This window comes from Cupriavidus necator A5-1 (assembly GCF_000744095.1).
Classification (GTDB): domain Bacteria; phylum Pseudomonadota; class Gammaproteobacteria; order Burkholderiales; family Burkholderiaceae; genus Cupriavidus; species Cupriavidus necator_A.
The window spans coordinates 3,457,010-3,481,922 of the sequence record NZ_JQLI01000001.1; the positions used below are offsets into that span (position 1 = coordinate 3,457,010).

The 24,913-nt window shown below is 63.9% G+C and carries 21 protein-coding genes; 14 read left to right on the forward strand and 7 right to left on the reverse strand.

Translation table 11 applies throughout. The features are described 5' to 3' along the window. Positions 1-68: 68 nt before the first annotated feature. The 5 genes from K307_RS15390 to K307_RS15410 all read right to left on the reverse strand — a co-directional run bounded on the left by K307_RS15390 (position 69) and on the right by K307_RS15410 (position 6,654). Complete coding sequence (locus K307_RS15390) at positions 69-1,754, reverse strand: ABC transporter ATP-binding protein (RefSeq protein WP_268989217.1); 1,686 nt, start codon at positions 1,752-1,754, stop codon at positions 69-71. Beyond that, a complete protein-coding gene (locus K307_RS15395) occupies positions 1,726-2,565 on the reverse strand; it encodes an ABC transporter permease (protein WP_042879362.1) in 840 nt (279 codons plus the stop codon). Before K307_RS15395 ends, K307_RS15390 begins: the two co-directional genes overlap by 29 nt. Further along, entirely contained in the window at positions 2,562-3,566 is a 1,005-nt protein-coding gene (locus K307_RS15400) for an ABC transporter permease (protein ID WP_042879363.1), read from the reverse strand. Before K307_RS15400 ends, K307_RS15395 begins: the two co-directional genes overlap by 4 nt. Before the next feature lie 66 nt (positions 3,567-3,632). Then, complete coding sequence (locus K307_RS15405; protein ID WP_042879366.1) at positions 3,633-5,222, reverse strand: ABC transporter substrate-binding protein; 1,590 nt, start codon at positions 5,220-5,222, stop codon at positions 3,633-3,635. A gap of 94 nt (positions 5,223-5,316) precedes the next feature. Beyond that, a complete protein-coding gene (locus K307_RS15410; protein ID WP_042879368.1) occupies positions 5,317-6,654 on the reverse strand; it encodes an ArgE/DapE family deacylase in 1,338 nt (445 codons plus the stop codon). A 120-nt stretch (positions 6,655-6,774) separates the two neighbouring features. Between K307_RS15410 and K307_RS15415 the strand changes: the two genes are divergently transcribed. After that, positions 6,775-8,367 (forward strand): PLP-dependent aminotransferase family protein, encoded by a 1,593-nt coding sequence (locus K307_RS15415; protein WP_042879370.1) that lies wholly within the window; start codon positions 6,775-6,777, stop codon positions 8,365-8,367. A gap of 84 nt (positions 8,368-8,451) precedes the next feature. Here K307_RS15415 and K307_RS15420 read toward each other — a convergent pair whose 3' ends face one another. Next, positions 8,452-9,453 (reverse strand): LysR family transcriptional regulator, encoded by a 1,002-nt coding sequence (locus tag K307_RS15420; RefSeq protein ID WP_042879371.1) that lies wholly within the window; start codon positions 9,451-9,453, stop codon positions 8,452-8,454. Positions 9,454-9,581: 128 nt separating this feature from the next. Here K307_RS15420 and K307_RS47825 point away from each other — a divergent pair, with 128 nt between their 5' ends. The 9 genes from K307_RS47825 (at position 9,582) to K307_RS15470 (ending at position 19,644) form a co-directional block, all read left to right on the forward strand. Further along, a complete protein-coding gene (locus K307_RS47825; RefSeq protein ID WP_155301159.1) occupies positions 9,582-10,343 on the forward strand; it encodes a hypothetical protein in 762 nt (253 codons plus the stop codon). A 26-nt stretch (positions 10,344-10,369) separates the two neighbouring features. After that, on the forward strand, positions 10,370-11,677 hold the full coding sequence (locus tag K307_RS15435) for an NAD(P)/FAD-dependent oxidoreductase (protein ID WP_042879376.1): 1,308 nt from the start codon (positions 10,370-10,372) through the stop codon (positions 11,675-11,677). Between the two features lie 215 nt (positions 11,678-11,892). Next, positions 11,893-12,633 carry a FadR/GntR family transcriptional regulator gene (locus K307_RS15440; protein WP_042879378.1) on the forward strand — a complete coding sequence of 247 codons (741 nt, stop codon included), beginning with the start codon at positions 11,893-11,895 and terminating at the stop codon, positions 12,631-12,633. Positions 12,634-13,099: 466 nt separating this feature from the next. After that, positions 13,100-14,452 (forward strand): MFS transporter, encoded by a 1,353-nt coding sequence (locus tag K307_RS15445; protein ID WP_042879380.1) that lies wholly within the window; start codon positions 13,100-13,102, stop codon positions 14,450-14,452. Positions 14,453-14,495: 43 nt separating this feature from the next. Continuing rightward, complete coding sequence (locus tag K307_RS15450) at positions 14,496-15,128, forward strand: RraA family protein (RefSeq protein WP_042879382.1); 633 nt, start codon at positions 14,496-14,498, stop codon at positions 15,126-15,128. A gap of 66 nt (positions 15,129-15,194) precedes the next feature. Further along, complete coding sequence (locus tag K307_RS15455) at positions 15,195-16,121, forward strand: 2-hydroxyacid dehydrogenase (protein WP_042879384.1); 927 nt, start codon at positions 15,195-15,197, stop codon at positions 16,119-16,121. A gap of 32 nt (positions 16,122-16,153) precedes the next feature. After that, the gene (locus K307_RS46170) at positions 16,154-17,113 is read left to right on the forward strand and encodes an HpcH/HpaI aldolase/citrate lyase family protein (protein WP_080745035.1); all 960 of its coding nucleotides are present in this window, start codon (positions 16,154-16,156) and stop codon (positions 17,111-17,113) included. A gap of 107 nt (positions 17,114-17,220) precedes the next feature. Further along, positions 17,221-18,024, forward strand: a complete 804-nt coding sequence (locus K307_RS15465; protein WP_042879387.1) for a BPL-N domain-containing protein — start codon at positions 17,221-17,223, stop codon at positions 18,022-18,024. A 45-nt stretch (positions 18,025-18,069) separates the two neighbouring features. Continuing rightward, complete coding sequence (locus K307_RS15470) at positions 18,070-19,644, forward strand: M20/M25/M40 family metallo-hydrolase (protein WP_051974911.1); 1,575 nt, start codon at positions 18,070-18,072, stop codon at positions 19,642-19,644. A 378-nt stretch (positions 19,645-20,022) separates the two neighbouring features. Here K307_RS15470 and senA read toward each other — a convergent pair whose 3' ends face one another. Beyond that, entirely contained in the window at positions 20,023-21,222 is a 1,200-nt protein-coding gene (gene senA / locus K307_RS15475) for a selenoneine synthase SenA (protein ID WP_042879388.1), read from the reverse strand. Here senA and senB point away from each other — a divergent pair. From senB to K307_RS15495, 4 genes are all read left to right on the forward strand, one after another. Further along, complete coding sequence (senB, locus tag K307_RS15480) at positions 21,221-22,234, forward strand: selenoneine biosynthesis selenosugar synthase SenB (protein WP_042879390.1); 1,014 nt, start codon at positions 21,221-21,223, stop codon at positions 22,232-22,234. The two genes, senA and senB, sit on opposite strands and share 2 nt — an antisense overlap. A 209-nt stretch (positions 22,235-22,443) precedes the next feature. Next, positions 22,444-23,268: a putative selenate ABC transporter substrate-binding protein gene (locus tag K307_RS15485; RefSeq protein WP_051975061.1), complete on the forward strand. Its 825-nt coding sequence runs from the start codon at positions 22,444-22,446 to the stop codon at positions 23,266-23,268. Continuing rightward, on the forward strand, positions 23,265-24,092 hold the full coding sequence (locus tag K307_RS15490; RefSeq protein ID WP_051974912.1) for a phosphonate ABC transporter ATP-binding protein: 828 nt from the start codon (positions 23,265-23,267) through the stop codon (positions 24,090-24,092). The genes K307_RS15485 and K307_RS15490 overlap by 4 nt, the downstream gene beginning before the upstream one ends. After that, complete coding sequence (locus K307_RS15495; protein WP_042882100.1) at positions 24,089-24,910, forward strand: PhnE/PtxC family ABC transporter permease; 822 nt, start codon at positions 24,089-24,091, stop codon at positions 24,908-24,910. Before K307_RS15490 ends, K307_RS15495 begins: the two co-directional genes overlap by 4 nt. Positions 24,911-24,913: the final 3 nt, after the last annotated feature.

Here is a 24,913-nt window from a genome sequence, read left to right on the forward strand (position 1 = left end):
TTGTGAGACCGCCGGTGCCAGGCACCAGCGGCCGGGAATCCTCATTCGGGCGGCTTGCGTGAAGGCGTCTATGCGGCGCTCCGTATCAGCGTCGGGTCCCACGTCTTGCCGGGGATCGCGCCGATCAGGCGCCGCGTGTAGTCGTGCCGCGGCGCGTCGAAGATCTGTGCCGGTGGCCCGGACTCGACGACGCGGCCCTTGTGCATGACGACCACGTGCTGGCAGATCTGCGCCGCAACGCGCAGGTCGTGCGTGATAAAGATGAGCCCGATGTTCAGGCGTTTCTGCAGCGCAGCCAGCAGCTCCAGGACCTGTGCCTGCACCGATACGTCGAGCGCAGACACCGATTCGTCGGCGACCAGCAGCTTGGGCTCCAGCGCCAGGGCCCGTGCGATGCCGATGCGCTGGCGCTGGCCACCCGAGAACTGGTTCGGGTAGCGGTCGAACGCCGACGGCTCCAGCCCGACCAGTTGCAGCAGTTCGCGTGCGCGGGCCTGGGCCTGCTGGTACGGCATGCCGTTCGCGACTGGTCCGTCAGTGATGATGCGGCCGACGGTGTGGCGCGGGTTCAGGGAAGCGAACGGGTCCTGGAAGATCATCTGCACGTCCTTGCGCAGCGGTCGGAACTGCCGCTCGGAGAGGCGCGCGATATCCTGGCCGTCAAACATCAACTGGCCGCCGTCGATATCGGTCAGCCGAAGCAGGCATTTGCCGATCGTCGACTTGCCGGAGCCGGATTCGCCGACGATGCCGAGGGTTTCGCCGCGCCGCACGCTGAAGCTAACGCCATCCACGGCGTTCACCACACGCTTCCTGGCGAAGATCCCACCGCCGGAGCTGTACGTCTTGCGCAAGTCGCGCACTTCCAGCACGGTCTCCGCCGCAGCCTGTCCGCGCTCTTGCGCGCGGCCGTGCGGCACGGCGCCGATCAGGCGGCGCGTATAGGGATGCTGCGGATGGTTCAGCACCTGCTGCGCCGTCCCGCATTCGACCAGCACGCCCTTCTCCATCACCGCGACGCGATCGGCAATCTCCGCCACCACGCCGAAATCGTGCGTCACGAACATCACGCCCATGCCCTTCTCCTTCTGGATGCGCTTGATCAACGCGAGGATCTGGGCTTGCGTGGTTACATCGAGCGCCGTGGTCGGCTCGTCGGCAATCAGCAGGCTCGGCTCGAGCGCGAGTGCCATGGCAATCACCACGCGCTGGCGCTGGCCGCCGGACAGGCGGAACGGGTAGCTGTGCCGCAGCGTCGCGGGATCGGGCAGTCCGACGAATTCGAGCAGTTCCAGTACCCGCCGCTCGCGCGCGGCACCCGGGTTGGCATTGTGGACCGCCATGACCTCGGCGATCTGGTCGCCCACGGTCATCACCGGGTTCAGCGCCGACAGCGGCTCCTGGAACACCATCGCCATCTCCTTGCCGCGCATGGCAAGCAAGGTGGCCTCGTCCAGGGTCAGCAGGTCCTTGCCCTGGAAGTGGATCTTGCCGCCCTGCGGCTTCAGGTAGCCGGGCAGCAGTCCCATGATGGCGTTGGCGCTCATGGACTTGCCCGAGCCGGACTCCCCGACGATGCAGAGGATCTCGCCCGCGCGAAGATCGTATGAGATGTCCTGGACGGCGTAAGCGCGATCCCCGCCGGCAGGCAGCGCGATGGAGAGATTGCGGATCGAGACCAGTGGTGTCTTGTCGTTGGCTTGCATGACTTGGCTCCTCGTATCCTTACTCGCCGCGGCGACGCAGTTGCGGATTCATGGCGTCGTTCAGGCCCTCGCCAATCAGGTTGATGGACAGGACGGTCAGCAGGATCGCCACGCCGGGCCAGACGCTCATCCACCAGGCTTCGCGAATCATGGTCCGCGCCGCGCCGATCATGAAGCCCCAGCTCATCATGTTGCGGTCGCCGAGTCCGAGGAAGGAAAGCGCCGACTCGGTCAGGATCGCCGTGGCCACCATGAACGATGCCGACACGATGATGGGCGACATGGCATTCGGCAGGATCTGCGTCAGGATGATGCGCAGCGGCTTCTGGCCGATCACGACGGCCGCCTGCACGAATTCCCGTTGCTTGAGCGTCAGGAACTCGCCACGCACCAGGCGCGCCACCGGTGGCCAAGACACCACCGAGATGGCGGCCACGATGGAGACGATGGTCGGGTTGAAGATGGCGACGATGACCACGGCCATGGCCAGTTGCGGAATGGTCTGGAAGAACTCCGTGAAGCGCATCAGCGCATCGTCCACGCGGCCGCCGCAATAGCCGGCGACCGAGCCGACCAGGATCCCGAGCACCAGCGCCACGGCGGTGGAGATCACGCCTACCAGCAGCGACACGCGAGCGCCGTACAGCAGTCCGGCGGTGATGTCGCGGCCGAGCATGTCGGTACCGAAGGGGTACGAAGACTCGGCAAACGGCTTCACCAGTGGTTCCCCCACCATCAGCCAGGGCGACTCCTCGTACAGCACCGGGGCCAGGAAGGCAAAGGCAATGACCGCCAGCAGCACGGCAAGTCCCGCTACCGCACCATAGTTGCGGCAATATCGTTTCAGAAAGGCTGTCATGCCGGTGCTCCCTGACCGCCCATCGAGATGCGGGGGTCGATAAACCGGTAAATCAGGTCCGTCAGCAGGTTGAAGAACACAACCAGCGCCGAGGTGACAAAGAAGATGCCCAGCAGCAACTGATAGTCGCGCTGCAGCAGCGCATCGAACATCAGGCGGCCGATGCCGGGCCAGGAGAACACCGTTTCCGTCAGCACCGCGCCTCCGGCCATCTGCCCGAGCTGGATGCCGGCGAAAGTGATGACCGGCAGCAGCGCATTGCGCAACACATGGACCCGGATCACGCGCCGCGGCGGCACACCCTTCGCGCGGGCGGTCTTGACGAAGTCCATGCCGATGACTTCCAGCATCGAGGCACGCGTCAGCCGCACATAGACCGCCATGAAGAAGCAGCCCAGCGACAGCGTTGGCAGGATCAGGTGCAGCGCCACGTCCTGCACCCGCGCGAGGCCGGTGTAGCCCGCCCCGATGCTCTCCATGCCAAAGGCCGGCAGCCAGCCCAGCACCACGGAGAACAGGATGATGGCCATCAGCGACAGCCAGAACAAAGGCGTGGCATAGAGCAGGAGCGCCCCCGACATGACCGTGCTGTCGATCCAGCGATGACGGTTCTCATAGCGGCTTCGCGCAGCCACCACGCCCAGGAACACGCCCAGCATGATGGAGAACAGGAATGCGCTGCTCATCAGCAGGAACGTGGCCGGCAGCCGGTCCACGATCAGGTCGAGCACAGGCAGGTGATTGCGGTAGGAATAGCCCAGATCGAGGTGTGCGACCCCCTTCAGGTAAATGCCAAGCTGCGTCAGCACCGGCTTGTCCAGTCCGAACTGGTCGCGCAACTGGCTGACGAAGGCGGCATCGCCCGCTCCGGCCTCACCCGCCAGCACAGTCGCGGGATCGCCCGGCGCCATGCGGATCAGGAAGAAATTGATAATGACGACGCCCAGCACGACGATGGCTGCCTTGCCAAGGCGTGCGAGCAGGAATGAAAGGAACTTCATGGCTGACTCCATTTCCGGCACCGGGCCGACAGTCCGGCTGGACTGGCGGCCGGGCCAGGTCCCGACTTAGTCTTTCTCGATGGAGACGCTGTCAAAGGTCTCGTTCAGGCCGATGCCGGAGGTGACGAGGTTCTTCACGTTCTTCCGGTACAGCGTCGGGAACTCAAGTTCGAACAGGTTGCCGATGGCCACGTCCCGGACCAGCACCTGCTGCACTTCCGAGTAGTACTTCTGGCGTTCGGCGGGATCGAGTGCCGCACTTCCCTTTGCCCACAGCTCGTCGGCCTGCGGGTTGCTGTAGCCCTGGACGTTCGCGAACGGCGTGCCCTTCACGATGTTCCGGGTCACGTAGAGCCGCTCCACGCCAAGCGCCGGATCGCCATACTGGTAGCTGTAGGTGACCGTCAGGTCGAAATCCCAGTTGCTGACGCGGCTGGACCAGGTACCGGCGTCGGCAGATTCGATGCTGACTTTGAAGCCGATCTGCTCCAGCATCTGCTTGATGTATTCGTCGAGGCGGTCCCAGTTCGCGCCGTAAGAGGTCGACAGGATCTTGATCGGATACTGGCCGACATTGACGCCGGATTCCTTGATCAGCTCGCGCGACTTCTTGAGATTGAAGTCATATTCCGGCGTGCTCTTGTCGAAGAACATCGTGGCGGACGCAAAGGGGCTGATCGCGGGTTTCCCCATGCCGAAGAAGATATTGCTGACGATCATCTTGCGATTGAGGGCATGCATTACCGCCTGGCGCACCTTGACGTTGTTGAACGGCGGCTTGCGCTCGTTCATCAGCATGGTGGACATGGGCGAAAACATCTCCCAACCCTTGGTGGTGTACTCCGCCTTGGGCAGCGCCCGCAAACGCTTGACATCGACGTTGTCTACGTCGCCGCCGCGCAGCACCTGGACGTCGCCCTTTTCAAAGGCCACCGCCCGCGATGCCGAGTCCGGAATCACATAGAAGACGATCTCGTCCAGATACGGCTTGCCCTTCTTCCAGTAGCTCGGGTTCCTGGCCAGCTTGATATAGGCGCCCTTCTTCCATTCCTTGAACATGAACGGACCGGTGCCGACAGGCTTCTGGTTGGCCGGGTTGTTGCGGTAGTCGGTGCCGTCGTAGATGTGCTTGGGCATCATCGGCATCGTCCCCGCCTCGAACATCGAGATGAACGGCGGGAACGGCTCCTTCAGCTTGATCTCGACCGTACCGTCGTTGACTGCGCGGACCGAGGCCACGTACTTGTTGATCACCGCGCGTGTGCGCACGTGCACCTCGCGCAGCATCTTGTCGATGGAGAACACCACGTCCGCCGAAGTGAACGGCTTGCCGTCATGCCACTTCACGCCGTTCTGGAGTTCGAACGTGTAGGTGAGGCCATCCGGCGAGATCTTCCAGGACTTTGCCAGTTCGGGACGCGGCTTGAGATCCGGGCCATAGGTCAGCAGGCTCTGGTAGATCTTGCCCGCCACGTACTGCGTGGGCGCCTGCGAGTTGATCGCGCTGACGAGCACCGGGGGCTCAGGCTGCACGATGCCTGACAAGGTGCCGCCCTTGGTCTGGGCCATGGCGCTGCCCATGAGGATGGAAAAGCCAGCAATTGCTACCGCCGTCGACAGCGCGCCCGGCAGAAGGCGTTGGGTGACGTGTTTCATTGTTCAGTTCCTTGAGTAGAGGAGGAATGTGTGCTGGAACAACTGCTGGAGAGATGCCGCGCGCTGGGCGCGGTCTGTTTTATCGGTATCGGGGTCAGGCACTGGCCAGTGGCTCGACGCCGCACCAGTCATGGATGAACTGGGCAAGCGTGATCGCCACGCGGACCATGCTCTCGATCGACACCGATTCATCGATGCCGTGGATGTTGCGTGCGAGCGGACCGAAGCACGTGACGGGCGTGTCGAGCATGAGCCGGAAGTGACGGGCGTCGGTCGTCGCGGTGGTCGCCACGCGCCGCACGGGCTCGCCATAGACTTTGCGGAACGCGTCTGCCAGCGTCTGCATGCTGGGGACGTCCAGATCGAATTCACAGCCTGGCGCGTGAAAGCCCTGGTAGCCGATCTTGACGGCCAGCCTGCCGCCGAGCCGCTGCACCGCGCGCATGACGCAGGCTTCGACCAGCGACTTGGCCTCGTTCACATCCATGTCCGGGTAGAAGCCAATGCGCACGCCGAGCGTGCAGGTACACGGCACGGAAGAGTTCCATTCGCCGCCGTGGATCTGGCCGATGTTGAAGTTGATCGGCTGTGCGTGGTCGCGATAGGCCGGGTGGCGATTCTGGGGCAGGTTCCAGAACGCCTCGAGTTCGCGCAGGCCATTGATCACGGCCATGGCCGCCTCGATGGGGCTGGCGCCGGCGGTCATGTATGCGGCGTGCGCCGGATGGCCCGTGATCTCGATATTCATCCAGAACACACCGACCTGGGCGCTGACCAGGCTTTCTCCCAGCGGCTCGGGAATGATGACGGCGTCGAACGACGACAGCTTGCCGGCGCCCACCGCGCTCTGCAGCGCGCTCACCGTGGCGAGCGCGCCATTGCCGGTGCTCTCTTCTTCCAGGACGGCATTGAACCCGACCGCACCTGCCGGCTGGACACCAAGCGCGCGCAGGGCCCTGAACGCGGTCAGCGCACAGACGATCCCGCCCTTCATATCGCCCGCGCCGCGGCCGAACAGCCAGCCATCCTCCACATACGGGGAAAAAGGCGCGCGCGTCCACATGGCTTCGGGCCCCGTCGGGACGACATCCAGGTGGCCGTTGAACAGGACCGAGCGGCCGCCCTTGCCGGCGGGCCGGTGCGTGGCTAGGAGGTTGTACCTGCCGCCATCGGGGCAGCAAGGCGGCGAAAACAAGGGGAGGGACTCGAGCGCCGAGGAATTCAGGTGGATACGTTCCGATTGCAGGCCAAGGTCATGCAACGCCGCTTCCATGAACGCTGCCGCAGGCTGCTCTTGCCCCGACGGGCTCGGTGCAGCGACGAAGGCAGACAGCATCTCGACCATGTCGGCGGTAAGCGCGCGAACCGCGCTGCCGATCTGTTCGGTCGAAAGCACCGGCGTCTGGCGATTCAGCAGGCCTGCGTCTTCCATGGGGGTCTCCATCTCTGTGCTCGCTTGTCAGGCGAAGCGATTCCTCTATCGATGGACGAAAAATAGCCTAATCTTGGTACCATACATAGAGCCACATCTCACTTTTATGCAGGTACCACTTTGAAAGAATCCATTCTTTCCGATCTTCTTCTGCAGCGACTCGAACGCCCCCAAGACGGTTCGGCGCTGGCAGCCGGCAACCATATGAACCGGCAGATCTACGAGATCATCCGGCAGGCCATCCTCACCGGGACCCTCCCTGCAGGCAGCAAACTACCGGCCTCGCGGCTGCTGTCGCAGGAGGTGGGTATCTCGCGGAACACGGTCCTGTATGCCTATGAGCAGTTGCTGGCAGAGGGCTATGTGACGGCATCCGTTGGAAGTGGCACCTTCGTGTCTCACACCACTCCCGACCATAGTGCAGAGGGCTCAGGAATCGTGCGAAGCGGCCCCATGGAGGGGATTGCGGCGCAGCAGACACCCAGCCGCCACACCCTGTCGCGCCGGGGGCAGCATCTGGTCTCCCACGCGGGGGTCTCGGACAAGCAATGGGGCGCGTTCGTCCCAGGGGTGCCGGACGTCTCGCTGTTCCCGCATGCCACCTGGGCACGCCTGCTTAACAAGCACTGGCGCTCGCCCAAGCCGGAAATGCTGACTTATTCACATACGGGGCACGCAAATCTACGTCGCGTGCTTGCCGAACACCTGCGGCTGGTCCGGTCGGTCAATTGCGATCCGGAGCAGATTGTCGTGACCACGGGCATCCACCAGGCCATCGACCTGATCTCACGCCTGCTCGGCGACGTCGGCGATACCGCATGGATGGAAGATCCGGGCTACTGGGGGGCGCGCAGCCTGCTGAAGAGTTCCGGCATCGAGCCGATACCGATTCCGCTGGACGCCGAAGGCATTGCGCCTGACGCCGAGACGCTGCAGAACCCGCCCCGCTTTATCTTCGTGACTCCGTCGCACCAGTATCCGCTCGGCACTGTCATGAGCCTGTCGCGCCGGCGCATGTTGCTCGAATATGCGCGGCAACGCGGCGTCTGGATCATCGAGGACGACTACGACAGCGAATTCCGCTTCGAGGGCCGCCCGCTCGCCTCGCTGCAAGGCCTCGACAGCCATGAACGGGTGATCTACGTCGGCACTTTCTCAAAGACCTTGTTCCCGGGCTTGCGCATGGGCTTCATGGTGCTGCCCAAGCCCCTGGCCGGGCATTTCGCCGCGGGCCTGTCAGAGCTCTATCGCGAAGGGCAACTCATCCAGCAAGCGGTATTGGCCGATTTCATTGACGAAGGCCACTACGCGGCCCACATCCGCCGCATCCGCAAACGCTATGCGTCGCGCCAGGGCCTGCTCCGGGAATCGATTGCGCGCCACTTCGGCAGCGACTGGCCCACCTCGACCCAGGAGGCCGGCCTTCACCTCGTCATGCATCTGCCGCCGGAATCGGATGACCTGGGCATCAGCATGGCCGCGCGCACCCAGGGCCTGATCGCACGCCCGCTCTCGCGCTACTACGCCAGCGAGACGCCCGAAGGCCGTGGTCTGCTGCTTGGCTATGCCTGCGTGCCTGAGGAAACCATCGAACCATCGTTCCTGAAACTGGCCGAGGTCATAGAGCCCGCCCTGGAACACATGGCGCGCATCCATGCCGCGCCGCGCCAGGGCACCAACTGGATCAACCGGGAAGCCTGGAGCGGGGCCTGATGGTGGTCGAGACACGCGCAATGCTGATTGGCTCCATCAGGCCTGCACCGATTGGCACCAGCGGCCGCTGGCAGGAGCGCGGCGTCATGCCCTCGCCTGCTTCCTCGCGCGCTGGTCGCGACGCTGGCGCGCGAGCCGCGCATGCAGGCGGCTCAGGATTCCGTCAAAGGTCTCAAGTTGCCGTGTGATCTCCGCCTGCCCATGGTCGATCAGGAACGCGCGGAACGCCGCCGCAACGCGGGGCAGGCGCACGCCGGGGAGATGCATCACATACCAGTCGCGCTCGATCGGGTTGTTCTTTATCGGCAGCACGCCGATCAGGCCCGCCTGGAACTCCAGCGTGCAGGCGTGCAGCGAAAGAAATGCCACACCCAGCTTGGCCGCAACCATTCGCTTGATCGCCGCGTTGCTGGACAACTCCGATCCGAGCGGGAGCCGCAGCCCTGCCTCCCGGAATAAGCGCTCGACTGTATTGCGCGTACCGGAGCCCCGCTCCCGCACCAGCAGGTTCGCGTCCATCAGGTCATGCAGTGTCACGCTCCTGCGCGTCATCAACGGGTGGTCCGGTGCTGCAATGAACGCCATCGGGTGTTTCGCAAATGGCGTCGCGTGCGTCCGCATCTCTGTCGGCGGCCGGCCCATGATCGCCAGGTCGATCTCGTGCATGGCCAGCATCCGGATGATCTCCTCGCGGTTTCCGACGTTTAGCTTGATCTTCACCTCGGGCCGTTCCTCGGTGAACGCCACCAGCATTGGCGGCAGCAGGTACTCCGCTGTCGTGATCGCGCCCACCCGCAGCGTGCCGGCGATATCACCTTTGAGCGCAGCCACTTCCTCGACCGCGTCGCGCCAGAGTCGCAGGATCTGGCCGGCGTAGCCAGCCATCACCTCCCCGGCCGGGGTCAACTGCATGCCTCGGCCAACTCTTTGCACGAGCGGCGTCCCAGTCGCCTGCTCTAGCATCCGCACCTGCAGGGACACAGTGGGTTGCGTCAGATGCAGTTCTTCGGCGGCCCGCGACACGCCACCCAGGCGGGCAATGGCATCGATCGCATTCAACTGGCGAAACGTGGTGGTTCGATTCATATCAAAAAACCAATGGGATGGTTTTATTAACCAATTTTTCAGTATGGGCCGCCTACCTTATAGTGGTCCCGACCGAAACGCAATGCGCGCCAGCCCCCACGGCAATGGCGCCGACAATGAGGTAGGCAATGGCACTAGAACTGCTTGTACTGACAGTAGACGACGCCCTGTTTCAGCGTGATGACCTGCATGAGGAGCGCCTCGGAGGTGCCGTGCAAGAATGCACGAGTGGCACCGACGATCTGCATTCCGGGGCTGCGGTCAGCGCAGATGCTGGTAGCTACAATCAGCTTCGTCACAACGCTCGCTCCGCAAAGGGGGAGCTCGCTCGCTCCCATTTTGATTCTCTGCTGCGGGCCTATGAGAACGCCTACGTGGCGGCGTGCTCCGAACGCCGGTTGCACATTCGTGAGCAGGCCTTGGCAGTGATGGACGGAGCGGAGCGCAACGGCGTACGACTTGCACTGGCTTCCACCCTCTCTTCCCGCATGGTCTGTGCACTGATGGAAAGTGCCATTGGCCGCGACTGGGCCGACCAGTTCGCTGTCGTGGCGACCGCCGATGCGTTGTCTGACCAGGACACGGAAGCCGAGCTCTACCACCTGATCCTGCGCACGGCCGCCGTGCCGGCGCACCGCGCGCTGCTTGTGACAGCGACCGAACGCAGCCTGGAAGCTGCGCAAGGAATCGGCATGCATTCGATCTGCTTGTCGGCGCGGGGCGATTCGCTGACGGGGGCATCAGGTGCTTGCATCTCGCATCCGGACAACAACGGCATGCCCTTGCGGGGAAGCGATGTACTGGAAATGCTTGCGGAGATCACCCAGGCTTCGCGCGCCACGCCAGTCCCGTTTCGCGCCTCATATGCAACGGCCACGGCCGTAGGCTGATTCCCCGTCATCACGTACAGGCCTCCATGAAAACCATCGTTATCGTCGGCGGCGGCGCCGCCGGCTTGCAAGTCGCCATTGGTCTTGGCCGCACGCTTGGCAAGAAGCGGCGTGCCAGGGTAGTTCTCGTCGACCGCAGCCCAACGCATCTCTGGAAGCCGCTCCTGCACGAAGTCGCGGCTGGCCGGGTCGAGCCCACCGTTCACCACACCTCGTTTGCCCTGCAGGCGGAACGTAATCACTTCCATTTTGTTCAGGGTGAGCTTGCCTCGCTGGACCGCACCGGCCGGGTCATCTCGGTAGCGACAGGTGGCACGGGTGATGGCACCGGGGCCACGCTGCAGGCCATCGCATATGACAAGCTGGTTCTCGCCGTGGGCGGCGTCACGCAGTACTTTGGCGTGCCCGGGGCGCGCGAGCATGCGCTGGCGCTGGACAGCGTCAGCAGCGCAGAGCAGGTGCGCGAGCGCCTGCACGCGACGTTGCGCCGTGCCTGCGCACGCGCTGCCGCGGCACCCCAGGCGCGGCCACCGCAGGTCCGGGTCGCCATCGTCGGGGCCGGAGCGACCGGGGTACAGTTGGCCGCCCAGTTGCGACGAACCACCCGGGTTCTGAATCGCTACGGGGTTCATCGCCTGGATCCCGTCCGTGATGTGGACATCTCCGTGCTGGAAGCGTCCCCGACCATCCTCCCCGGTATGGACAGGGAACTTGCCTCGCGTGTTGCCCGGCAGCTAACGAAGATGAACATACGTGTTGCCACTGGCCAAAAGGTAACGTCCGTCACCGCAGGCGGGCTAACGCTTGACGGCAGCAATTACGTGGATGCCGACATCGTGGTCTGGGCCGCCGGCGTAGCCGCCCCGCCGCAAATCGCCACCTTCGGCCTTGCTGTCAACGAGAAGGGACAGGCGCGCGTGGGCTCGACGCTGCAAAGTCTCGATGACGACAACATTTTCGCGATCGGCGATTGCGCAAGCTGCAGGCCGACCAACGGGGCGAATGAACTCCCCACACGTGCCCAGGTTGCCTATCAGCAGGCCCTGTACCTGCAGTCAGCATTGCCCCGGCATATGTCCGGCAAGGCAGTCGAGCCATTTGCCTACCGCGACTACGGGTCCCTGATTTCCCTCGCGGGTGGGCGCGCCGTGGGATCTCTGGCAGCAGCAAGGGGCATTTCGGGTTGGTATGTGGAAGGCAAGTTGGCCGCGCTGATGCACCACGCGGTGTATCGCCGCCACATCCTTGCCATCAACGGCTGGGGTCGTGCGCTGGTGGTTTCGCTGTCCCATGGCCTGGAGCGGCTGCTCGGTGCGGGCACGCGCCTGCACTAGGCGGAGCGTCGGCATTGCCGGGTCGAGCCTGCGCGGCACACGACCCGGCGATAAAGGTTGCCGCCCATATTGCGGTGCAGCAATTCATGCGACTGGACTGACCACTGGGCCTCGGGACCAGAAAGCTGGGGCGCAAACGTCACGGAACACTTGAAACCAAGCGCATATTTGCGGTATTGATCTGACCATCAGTCTACTTTTGGTGGTCTTACGCCATGTCGTCCCTTCAGGCAGTTTCGGCCCAGCGGCTTTACCGGCTGATCGCAGATCAGATTGCCCAGAAAATCCGCAACGGCGAGTTCGCGCCCGGTGAGCGCCTGCCCTCCGAGCGCGAGCTCGCGGAACAGCTCAGCGTCGCCCGTTCGACGCTGCGTGAAGCGCTGATTGCGTTAGAAATTGGCGGCTTGATCGAAGTCCGCGTCGGCAGCGGCGTGTTCGTGTCGGAGCCGCCGGAACAAGGAAAATACCCGGCCCCGTCCGACGGCACGCCTCTGGCCACGAATGCGCCAAGCACCGCCGCCGAGGCAAGCCCGTTTGCGTTACTTGAGGCGCGAACACTGATCGAGCCGGAATGTGCCGCCCTGGCCGCGCAGAACGCGTCCGCCGATCAGCTTGGCGCCATCGAGGAAGCCCGCAGCAAAATGAAGCCGGACCTGGCTTCGAATGCCAGGAACTTCGCCTTCGACCGGGCCTTTCACGAATCCATCGCAGCGGCCTGCGGCAACGCCGCCTTGCAGTCGGTCGTCACGCACATATGGGACCTGTGCGAGGCCAACACGTTGTACCAGCGTCTCGACAAGCACTTCGTGGATGAGTCCGCCTGGCGACAGGCGATGGGCGAGCACGACCGTATCGTCGCGGCCCTGACTGCGCGCGATCCGGTCAGGGCCCGCCACGCGATGTCGTTTCACCTGATCGCGATCCGCGCACGGCTGTCGGAAGATATTCAGCAGTAGGCCACATTGCTGCCTTGCTGCCTGTCCATCGGACGGATGACAGGCAGCCTTTTACCCTTTCCTCTCAAGAAACCAAACAGGCGTGGCCTCGCACTGCAATGGTGCGGCTTGAAGCGCGATAGACGAGTCACTCGCGACGCTTCCATCTGCCATGTCGACATTGCACGCGCATTAAGTGCCTCTTTGGGCATAAATTTACGTGGCACAGCTCTTGCTGGATATGCCACAGAGTGTGCTCGCGCACCCATATTGGTCTGACCACCCTTCCGGAATACCGAGAGAAATCCCTAATTTCGCCATCCAATCAGACTAACTAAGATAAATTGGCCTGACCACCAGATCAATTTACCTATGCACGCGCCATCGCAACCGCCCTGCCCGGGTGGTATGCATTGATCACCCGAGCCAGCCCGCCTGTCTCTACTGCGATCGCCCCCTCAGGATCGCGCCACACTGGAAAACATTCATGAACGCAGACCACGCCAACCACGCTTCCACGGAAGCAGTTCCTCCAAGTCCAAACATGAAGAAGATCGCCGTTGCCAGCGTCATTGGCACAACGGTCGAGTGGTATGACCTGTTCCTGTTCGCAACGGCTTCGGCCCTTGTGTTCAACAAGATCTTCTTTCCGGCCTTCGATCCGTTGATCGGAACGCTGCTTGCGTTTGGCACCTTCGCTTCCGCCTACCTGGCCCGCATGGTCGGTGCCGCGCTGTTCGGGCACTATGGCGACAAGGTCGGACGCAAATCGATGTTGCTGATTTCGCTGGTCATGATGGGGCTGGCAACGTTTGCGATCGGCCTCCTGCCCAACTACGAGACCATTGGCATCTGGGCTCCGATCCTGCTGCTTACGCTGCGCATCATCCAGGGCCTCGCACTTGGCGGCGAGTGGGGAGGCGCAGTGCTGATGGCCGTGGAGCATGCACCGGCCAACAAGCGAGGCTTTTATGGATCGTGGGTGCAGATCGGGGTCCCCGCGGGAACACTGATCGCCAATCTTGCATTCCTGCTCAGCAATGCCGTCCTTTCCAATGAAGCACTGCTCTCGTGGGGCTGGCGCATCCCGTTCCTGGCGAGCATCCTGCTTGTTGGCGTTGGTCTCTACATCCGGCTGAACACCTCCGAGACCCCCTCCTTCCGCAAAGTGAAGGACACGGCCTCACAGGTCAAGGTCCCGCTCGCGGAAGTGCTGACGAAGTCCTGGAAACAGGTATTGCTGGGTGGCGTCGCCACGATGTCGACCGGTACCGCTTTCAACCTGATCGTGGCATTCGGGCTGACGTACGGCACGCAAACGCTGGGTTTCTCCCGCAATCAGATGCTCGCCATCGCCCTGATCGCCTGCGCCCTCTGCATCGTCCTGCTACCGGTATTCGGACGACTTTCGGACCTGGTAGGACGCAAGCCCGTGATCATTGGCGGCATCGTCGCCGAAGCCCTGCTCGCTTTCCCGCTGTTCTGGCTGCTGGACACGCGCGTTTTTCCGCTCGCATTGCTTGGCTACCTGCTGATGATGGCCGCCTTCGCAGCCAACTACGGCCCGATTGCCACATTCCTGGCCGAACTGTTTGGCACCAAGGTGCGGTATTCCGGCCTCTCTGTCAGCTACATGCTGTCTGGCCTGCTGGGAAGCGCCGCCACGCCTATCGTTACGACCGCCCTCCTGTCGGCCACGGGCCGCGGTTCGTCCGTCGCGTGGTACATGATCGGCTCCGCAGTACTGTCCGCGCTGGCATTGGTCATGTTGGCTGAAACGCTGAAGAAGGATGCGAATTCGACCGCAGCCGAGGCTGGCGCCCGTGCCTCGATCTCCTGAACTTCGATCCCCTCTCCCGGCCATAACAGATCCGGACCTCGCCATGAAAACGAAAATCGACCCCACCCTGGTGCGTCAGCTTGAGGACGTCAGCTTTCCCACGCTTGGTCACTTTCTCGAGGATGGCTTCGCCAGCTACAAGATCCGTGCACTGGTTCCTGGCAGCAAGCTGGTTGGCCGCGCACTCACGCTGCGGCTTGCAGCGCCGGATGCCATCGCCGTGAACCAGGCCATTGCCCGCCTGACCGACGGCGACGTCCTTGTCGTTGAAGCCGGCAACGACCATGCGCATGCCTGCATCGGCGCGGTCACCGGCACCGCCATCCTGTGTGCAGGAGCAAAGGGCGTCGTTGTCGACGGCGTAGTCACGGACCTCGTCGAACTGCGTGCGATGGGGCTGCCCGTGTTCGCGCGAGGCACGACCGCCCTCACCACCAAGCGACTAGGCGCCCCGGACAGCGAAATCGGCCAGCCGGTGGTCTGCGGGGGTGTCACCGTCAATCCGGGAGATCTTGTCCTGGCCGACGACAACGGCGTTGTCTTCCTGGCCCCGCAAGTCGCGGCGGACGTCATCGAAGCCGCGCTAGCGTCAGATCGCGCCGAGCCCGCAATGCTCGATCGCCTGCGGTCTGGAGAACATGCCAGCAAAGTCCTGGTCCTGGCCCTGGACATCTGAACGCCAGGCACCACCCAAGCTCGCCCGGCCTGGCCGGGCGGCACTCATATCTCGATTCTGTTTGCAATGACCACCGTTGTTCTGATCAGCCGTGACTACGACATGTCACACCTCGCACCCGCCATCCGACGTGCCGCACCCGAGCTTCGCGTGCTGATGTATGGCGACAAAGGTACCGCAGACGCGGAAGTCGCGGTCTGCTGGAATCCGCCCGCTGGCGCTCTGGCCGATCTTCCGCGGCTGCGGCTTATCCACAGCATGGCGGCCGGGGTTGACAACATCATCTCCGATCCGACGCTCCCCGATGCACCCGTCTGCCGGGTTGTCGATCCGGGCCACGCCCAAGGCATGAGCGAGTTCGTAACATGGGGGGCATTGCATTACCTCCGGCAACTCGATGTCGTCATGGCGAACCAGCCCGCGGAAACCTGGTATCGGCCCGAGCAAAGGAAGGCGTCGGACTGCCGCGTGGGGATCATGGGGCTCGGAGAAATCGGCAGCCGAGTCGCCCAGGACCTCAGGCGCATCGGATTTTCGGTCCGCGGCTGGGCGCGCAGCGCGCGAGATCTTCCAGGGGTCGAAATATTCAGCGGCGAAGGCGAATTCGGTGCATTCCTGCGGGACACGGAAATCCTGGTCTGCCTGCTGCCACTCACCGAGCTGACCCGCGGCATTCTTAACAGGCAAACACTAGCCATGTTGCCTCATGGCGCAAAGCTCATCCACGTCGGTCGTGGCGAGCATCTCGTTGCCGAGGACGTCATGGCCGCCCTGAGAACAGGGCAGCTCTCCGGCGCGATTCTCGACGTCTTTCCGCAAGAGCCATTGCCACAAGGTGATGCGTTGTGGCGGGCGCCAAATGTCATCATCACTCCGCACATGGCTTCGGTGGCAAGCGCGGAAACCATTGGCTCGCAGGTAGCGGCAAATGTCCGCCAGTTGCTGAGTGACGAGCCTCTATACAACGTGGTGGACGTGAGCCGCGGTTACTGAGTGTTCTCCATCCACGATCACCTGAAACCATCATGAAGCGTCAGGTACATAGCGTCCCCTCACGCCCACTGCGGCCGTCCGAACTCCGACGTAGCTGGCTCTTCGTCCCCGGGCTGGATCCGATACGTCAGCGCGAAGGTCTGGAGAGCGGCGCCGACGTGCTGGTCGCCGATCTGGAAGAATTCACGCGAGCTGAGGATCGCCCTGCTGCGCGTGTCCGCATTGTCGCCCTCATGGACGAGTGCCGGGCTCGAGATGTTGTCGGGGCCGTGCGAATCAACAAGCTGGACGGCGATGGTCTGACCGATCTCCGCAATGTCATGGCGGGCGCACCAGCCGTCATCTTTCTCCCGCATGCCGAGACGGCTGCTCAGATCCTGCAACTCGATCAGGAAATCACTGCTCTGGAACGTGAACTGGACCTGCCTGCGGGACAAACTGAAATCGTCCCTACGCTAGAGTCGGCGCGAGGCATTGTTGCCGCTGGCACCATCCTGACAGCCAGCAAGCGCGTTAGTGCATGCCTGCTGGCGGCCGAAGACTTGAGCGCCGACCTCGATGCCGTTCGCGGACCTGACGGCGCGGAACTGCATCACGTCCGCGCGCGGTTCCTGGTGGACTGCATTGCCGCCGGCTGCGTGCCGATCGACTGCCCTTTCAACTATCGGGATCCCGCGGCGCTTTCGGCGGATCTTGGCTGGGCCCGCCGTATCGGCATTAAAGCGAAATGCACTGTGTACCCTTCTCAGGTCGCATCGATACACGCTGCGTTCACGCCTGACGGGCAACAGGTGAATGACGCCATGGACGTGGTTCGTTGCTATGAGACCGCTTCTTCAGAAGGGCCTGTGCGCGGGGGCAAGCCAGTCGATCCGCCCGACTACAACACCGCGCGGCGCCTGCTTGCCAGGCATGCAAAGTTCCTTCATTGGGAGCAGTCTCAATTCGAACTACCTGCGCGTACCATGGTTCTCCAAATTCCGCCGTGCTGAAACCACAACCCGAAAGAAGTTGCACGCGGATCAAGAGTCACGATTCCGACTTGGAATTTGCTATCCGGAAGGGTTAAAGTTGGAAAACTACAAAAACGGATGCAGGCATGCCAAGGCCCCAGATCCTGACCTATGTCGACGCCGGCGCTTCCGACTGGACCGCATGCCTGATGCGGACCATCGGGCACCAACTCCTTGCCGGCGCCTATGAAATCCGCGCGGTAATGGCGGACGACATCCGGCACGACGCCACGCTGTTTGATGAGGCGGTGCTGTTTGTCATGCCGGGTGGTGCCGACCTTCCCTATTGCGCATTGCTGAACGGCGCCCCGAACGCGCGCATCCGGCATTACGTCGAGCAGGGTGGCGCCTACCTCGGGATTTGCGCAGGCGCGTACTACGCGTGCCGGGAACTGGCGTTTCATGCCGGCACCAGGGGCGCAATCTGCGGCCCGCGCGAACTGAGCTTTGTCAATGCGGTGGCAGTCGGCTCGCTACCCGAACTTACCGGCGGTAGGCTCTATGACGGCACGCCGCAGACCACGGCCGCGGTGGAACTGCGGACCACGGACCGGCTGACCATTGTCCCGATGTCGCTCTATACGCACTACCATGGCGGCTGCCGCTTTGACTTCGGCGATGCACCCGCTCCCGACACCGAGATCCTGGCCGTCTATGCGGGTATCGACGGCACGCCGCCCGCCATCGTCAGTTCACGCGTTGGCAAGGGCCTCGTGGTGCTCACCGGCGTCCACCTGGAGATCTCCGAGCGGGAGTGCAAGGATGCGCTGCGCGGACACAGCGATATGCCTAAATACCTCCATGTCTGCGAACGGCTGGCGGAGACCGGCGACGCGCGCCTGGCGGTGTTTCGCAGGCTGCTGGCGCACGCCGGGCTTACGCTGGACTGAGTAACCTGTCGGAATCGCTTACTAAAAACGCACGCAAGGAAAAACATGAAAAACCTGCCCGCCTGCCCCGCCGAGCCGACAACCCGCAAGAACGCATGGGGACGTCTCTCATGCCTGATCGTCGCATCGTGGCTGGGCGCCGGCGTGGCGCACGCCGCCGCACTCGCGCCAGAGACGGCGCAACGCCAGGCACAAACCAGCTACCGCGAGTATTTCGAGTTGCTGTCCATGCCCAATGATGCGGTGGTGCCTGAGGACATTCGCCGCAACGTCGACTGGCTCGAACAGGTGTTCCGCAAGCGCGGCTTTGCGACGCGGCAACTCGCCAACGATGGCAAGCCGATGCTGTATGCGGAATTCCCGGGCAAGTCTCCGACGCGCAAAACTGTGCTGTTCTACATGCACCTGGACGGCCAGCCGGTGATCGCGTCCCAGTGGGCGCAGAAGAGCCCCTGGACGCCGGTGCTCAAGCGTAAGGCAGCCAACGGCGAGTGGGAGGAAATTGATGCCGCGCGCCTGTCCGCCGGCCCCGTTGATCCGGAATGGCGTGTGTTCGGCCGCTCGTCTGCGGATGACAAGGGACCAATCATGATGATGCTGGCCGCCATCGATGCGTTGAAGGCAGCTGGCGGCCAGCCGGCGATCAACATCAAGGTAATACTCGACAGCGAGGAGGAGAAAGGTTCGCCCTCCATCAGCAAAGTCATGCTGGCCCATCGCGAGCTGCTCTCCTGCGATGCGATGGTGATCCACGACGGCCCGATGCATGCGACCAACCGTCCCACGCTTATCTTCGGCAATCGCGGCGCGGCGCGGGCCAAGCTGACCGTGTTCGGGGCCAAGGTTCCGCTGCACAGTGGCCACTATGGCAACTACGCGCCAAATCCGGCGCAGCGGCTCGCCAATTTGCTGGCCTCGATGAAGGACGACAGCGGACGGGTGACCATTCCTGGCTACTACGACAAGGTCCGGCTTGGCGAGGCGGAGCGCAAGATCATGGCCGCCGTGCCGGACGACGAGGGTGCACTCAGGCGACGCATCGGCATCGCGCAGTCCGACAAGGTCGGCACGAACTACCAGGAAGCGATGCAGTACCCGTCGCTGAACGTGCGCGGTATGGGGTCCGCCGCGATCGGTGACAAGGTGGCGAATATCGTACCCGACAAGGCCGAGGCCGAACTCGACCTGCGCACGACGCCTGAATCGGATGCGGCCTACCTGGGCAAGCTGATCGAGCAACACATCGTGAAACAGGGATACCACCTGGTGCAAGGTACCCCGACCGATGAGGACCGTGCCCGTTACGACAAGCTCGCCAGCTTCACTTACCAGAGCGAAGGCGCCGACGCAGCCGGTTCGCCGATCGACTCGCCCGTTGCGAAATGGGCCTACCAGGCGATTGCGGACACCTTTGGCACCACGCCGGAGCCGGTGCGCATCCGGATGATGGGCGGCACCGTGCCGACCGCAAAGATCGTCGAAGTACTCCAGGTCCCTTTCGTCATCATTCCGCTGGTCAACGCCGACAACAACCAGCACGCGGCAAACGAGAACCTGCGGCTGGGCAACTACGTCAGTGGCGTGCGAACGGTCTATGGGCTGCTGACCCAGCCGTTTTAGCGCGTGCCATGAGCGAGTAATGAACGCAGCCCGGCAGACCTGGGACCGAAAGCGGCACTTGATCCAGTCTTAAGCTGGGCTTACATCGCCGTACACTGGCCAGGCAGTCCTGCTACCGCCGCGCTGGCCGTCCCTGGTGAGCGCGGTTTTTTTGGGCGATCCAACGCTTTTCGCAACGCACGTATGGACCCCAATTGCATGCCCGGGCGAGTTGGCGGATACTGAGCGTGGGCAACTCGCAATGGTTACCCATTTCTTCTTGGACGTTCAATGGCTCTCTTCTACCGGGTTGAGAGCCTTTTTTTGTCGGCGGTATAAAGCGCTTTTGCCCTGGCTACCATTGGCAACCGGGTTTCGCGACCACACTCAAAACACCCGTCAAACGCTGCACCGGAATCCGACAAACATGTCACTCCGGTGCGGCAGGTAGAAATTCCGGTAGCGGGGATGCTGCATGCGGGCATGCGTGGCGAACGATCCGCCGCGAACCACGCGATGCGTGCCGAACCAGGGCGCGGAGTACTCCTGGTAGGGGTCTGCCGAGAAACCCGCATAAGGCAGCAAAGGATCGGCCGTCCATTCCCACACCGCCCCACCCCACTCGATCAGGCCGCGGCTCGCCGCATACTCCCATTCGGCTTCCGTGGGCAGGCGCTTGCCGGCCCACCGGCAATAGGCCTGCGCCTCATAGGCGTTGACATGGCAGACTGGCAGGTCGAGAGGAAGCGGCACCCACTGCCCGAACCAGCGCAATTCCCATTGCCCCGGCACGTCGCGCGCCGCCCGGCGCCACCGTGCCGGATGCGCCAGCCCGCCCTGCTGCAGCCACGCCAGACCTTCCTCCGACCACCAGCGCCGGTCGCGATAGCCGCCCGCGGCAACGAATTCGGCGAATGCCGCGTTGCTGACGCATTGGCGGTCGATACGAGCGGGGTCGATGCGGACCGGGTGGGCCCACTTCTCATTGTCAAACACGAACCCGCCGTCTCCCGATGCGCCCATCACGAAGGCGTCATCGGCAATCGCCACATCGCCGCCGCCGGGCGCGAGCGAAGGCATCGCAAGCGGAGCATGTAGGGGATAGTCAAGCGTCTGGCGCATGTAGGTCAGCGCCTCGGCGTGCATGTCTTCGTGAAACAAGGCGAGACGGAAAAAATAGAGCGCCTCGTCGGTGTCGTCGGTTGCGGCAAGCCGGTTGCGCACGCCTTCCAGCACCGCGCCCACATAGTCGCGTATCTCTGCGAGCTGAGGCAGGTCCAGATGCCAGCGGTCCTGGTGGGCAACGCGCATGGAATCGAACCAGCGGTCCGCGTCGGCCAGCAAGGACGGGAGCCTGGCAGCGAACCGGCCGCCCTGGTCGGCACGCGGATCGCGCAGGATCCAGTGCTCCGTAAACCAGGCGATATGGGCATACTCCCACAATGGCGGGTTGATGCCCGGATCGTAGCGAACCCGCCATTGGGACGGCGACAAATCCTGCAGGATGGCCCACGTGCGTCGATGCGCTTCGACGAACGCCTCATCCAGCCCGAACTTGTTTATGCTTCTCGCAGCAAGCCCTTCAGCCCTCATCGCCATGCACCCTCCAAAGGCCACTGTGGCAATTATCAGTCCGGCACTCCGGAAAGCCAATAACGGCAACTGGCAGACCGCCAGCCGCTGGTCCCGCTTTCTGCGCGCCGACTACGATGTCCTGCTGGCCGCGGAGTGGCCGTCGGGCGGCGAGCGCGCCGCCCTGCCCGACGGCATGATCGCCTTGCACGCCCGGCGGTCGGCCGACAGTATCGCAAGGTTTGCCGCGGCCTGCCCGGACCGTCCGCTGGTGGCGGTGCTGACCGGGACCGACCTCTATCGCGACATCCACTGCGACGAATCCGCCCGGCGCTCCCTCGACCTCGCCACCCACCTGGTGGTGCTGCAGGACGAAGGGCCAGCCGAACTGTCTCCCCGGCATCGCGCCAAGTGCCGTGTGATTTACCAGTCGGCTCCGGCATCCGCGCCGGGACCACCCGGTGGTGTCACCTTTGACATCGTAATGGTGGGCCACATGCGGGCCGAAAAGGACCCTCTGACCCCCATGCGGGCGCTGGAACTGCTCCCCGACGATTCGCGCGTGCGGCTCATCCACGTAGGCGGCGCCCTTGACGATGAATACAGGCAAGCGGCGCAGGCTCTGCAAGCGCGCCCCTGGCCGGCGGTGCAGCGCTACGTCTGGCTGGCCAGCCTGCCGCACGCCGAGACGCGCCGGCGCATCCGGCAAGCGCAGGCGATGGTGATCTCGAGCGTGATGGAAGGCGGCGCCAACGTCATCGTCGAGGCCGTAAGCAGCGGTGTGCCGGTGCTGGCCAGCCGCATCCCGGGCAATATCGGCATGCTGGGCTCCGACTATGACGGGTATTTCCCCGCGGGCGACGCCCGGCAACTGGCGCTCCTGGTCGAGCGGGTCAGCCGGGATGCCGGCTTTCTGGCCCGCCTGCGGGAGCAGGTTGCGCGCCGGGCGCCGCTGTTCGCACCGGCGCGGGAACAGGCGGAAGTGATTAAACTTGTCGCCGACGCCCTGAAACAAGCACAAGCCGCATGCCCGCCGTGAACGAGACAACGAATGTCGGAGATTGCGGACACCCGGTGTGCTGTCGGAGATCCTCGTGAATCCAAGGCAACTCGAGGGACTTCCCGGCCCCGTCGGCGCTGCTGGTCCGGCATGGCGACCAGCGACGACCGCCCGTCCCCACCGTGCCAACCCCTGAATCCTCCACCACCATGTTCCCTGTTCTCTCGCGCACCCTGAAGCGCCTTTCCATGCTTGGCCTGTTGGGCCTGGCCGGTCTTGCGAGCGCCCAAACGGTGCTCAAGGTGTCGGCCATCCCCGATGAGGCACCGACCGAATTGCAGCGCAAGTTCGCGCCGCTGGGCAAATACCTGGAGAAGGAAACCGGCATGAAGGTGGAGTTCGTGCCGGTCACGGACTACGCTGCCGTGGTGGAGTCGCTGGCAACGGGCAAGATCGACATGGCCTGGCTGGGCGGTTTTACCTACGTGCAGAGCAAGATTCGCACGAAGGGGGCGACCATCCCCATCGTCCAGCGGCAGGAAGATGCCGCCTTCACCAGTAAATTCATCACCGCCGACAAGACAATCAAGTCCCTGGCGGACCTGAAGGGCCGCACCTTCGCCTTCGGTGCGCCGTCCTCGACTTCCGGCCACCTGATGCCGCGGCATTTCCTGTTGCAGGCCGGCATCGATCCGGACAAGGACTTCAAGACCGTCGCCTATTCGGGCGCCCACGATGCGACGGTCGCCTACGTCCAGGCCGGCCGGGCCGACGCCGGCGTCCTCAATGCCTCGGTCTGGGACAAGCTGGTGGAGCAGAAGAAGGTCGATCCCGACAAGGTCAGGGTGTTCGCCGTCACGCCGCCGTATTACGACTACAACTGGACCGTACGCGGCGGTCTCGATCCGGCCTTGCGCCAGAAGCTGACCGACGCCTTCCTCCGGCTGGACCCGGGCAACCCTGAACAGCGGGAGATCATGGCATTGCAGCGGACGTCCAAATACATCACCACCCGGCCGGAGAACTACGCGGGCATCGAGGCTGCGGCTCGCGGCGCGGGCCTGATCAAGTGAGCTTCCGCGTCGATACCGCCAGCATCAGCTTCCCTAACGGACAGCGCGCGCTCAGCCAGCTGACGCTTGCCGGGGACCGCGGCGAACGCATCGCCGTCATCGGCCCGTCGGGGGCCGGCAAGACTTCCTTGCTGCGTTTGCTGGCAACAGCGCTGCGGCCAAGCGAGGGCCGCGTCGAGGTGCTGGAGCAAAGCCCCTGGGCGCTGTCCGCCGCACGCCTGCGGCGCTTGCGCTGCACTATCGGCATGGTGCACCAGGCGCCGCCAATGCCACCGCGGCAGCGCGTCGTCACCGCCATCCTGGCCGGCCGCCTCGGCGTCTGGCCAGGATGGAAGTCGATGCTGTCCCTGGCCTACCCGGCTGACCTTGCCGGCGCCACCGAACAGCTCGCCCGCCTCGATCTTGCCGACCGCCTGTTCGACCGTTGCGATCAACTGTCCGGGGGCCAGCTCCAGCGCGTAGGCGTCGCCCGCGTGCTATATCAGCGCCCGGAGCTGATCCTGGCGGACGAACCCGTCTCGGCGATGGACCCTTCGCTGGCCAACCTCACTCTGGCCGAGCTGAGCAAGGAAGCGGCGACGCGCACAGCGACCCTGGTCGCCAGCCTGCACGCGGTGGATCTGGCCTTGCGCTGGTTTCCCCGCATCGTCGGGCTCAGGGCAGGCGCGATCGCCTTCGACCTGCCGGCCGAACGCGTCACCGATGCGCTGCTGCGGGAGCTTTATGCCTCCGAAAGCGACACGCCTCCGGTGCACGGCCGCGAGCCGCTGCTCATGGCCGCCGGATCGACTGGCGGCGACCGGCCCAGGTCGGCATGCCGATGACCGCTCACCCGCGCGATCCGCAGGCGCTGCGCCGGGCGAATGGCCTGGTCGTTGCGCTGCTTCTGCTGTGGCCCTTGCTGAGGCTTTCCCAGTTCAGTCCATCGGCGCTGTTCGAGGCCGGAAACCTGACGGTGATGGGGCGCTTTTTGCGCAACTTTCTGCCCCCTGAGGTTTCGGCCGAGTTTCTCGGCTACGTGGTCAAGGCCACGCTGGAGACACTGGCGATCGCCACTGCGGGAATTGCCCTCGCCTTCGCCGTTGCCACGCCGCTGGCCGTAGCGATGACGAACAGCCTGTCGATCTCCCGCATCGGACCTGGTCCCGCCCGCAAGCCGCGCATGGCATTGCGCGTCGGCGTGCGCGCCCTTGTGCTCCTTCTGCGCGGGGTGCCCGAACTGGTCTGGGCCCTGCTCTTCGTGCGCGCGCTGGGGCTGGGGCCAGCGGCCGGCGTGTTGGCACTTGCCATCACCTATGGCGGCATGCTGGCGAAGGTCTATGCGGAAATCCTCGAGTCCAGCGACCGGCGCGCGGTGGACGCGCTCCTCGCCGGCGGCAGCGGGCGCGTGGTGGCGCTGCTCTACGGGCTGCTGCCGAACGCGGCGCAGGAGCTGGTTTCCTACACGGTCTATCGCTGGGAGTGCGCGATCCGGGCTTCGGTGGTGATGGGCTTCGTCGGCGCCGGTGGGCTCGGCCAATTGATGGACCAGGCGATGAAACTGCTCAATGGCGGTGAAGCCGCGACCATCCTGCTTGTCTTCCTGCTGCTGGTCCTGCTGGCGGACGCAATCAGCGCCCGGCTGCGCAAACTGCTGGCGTAAATC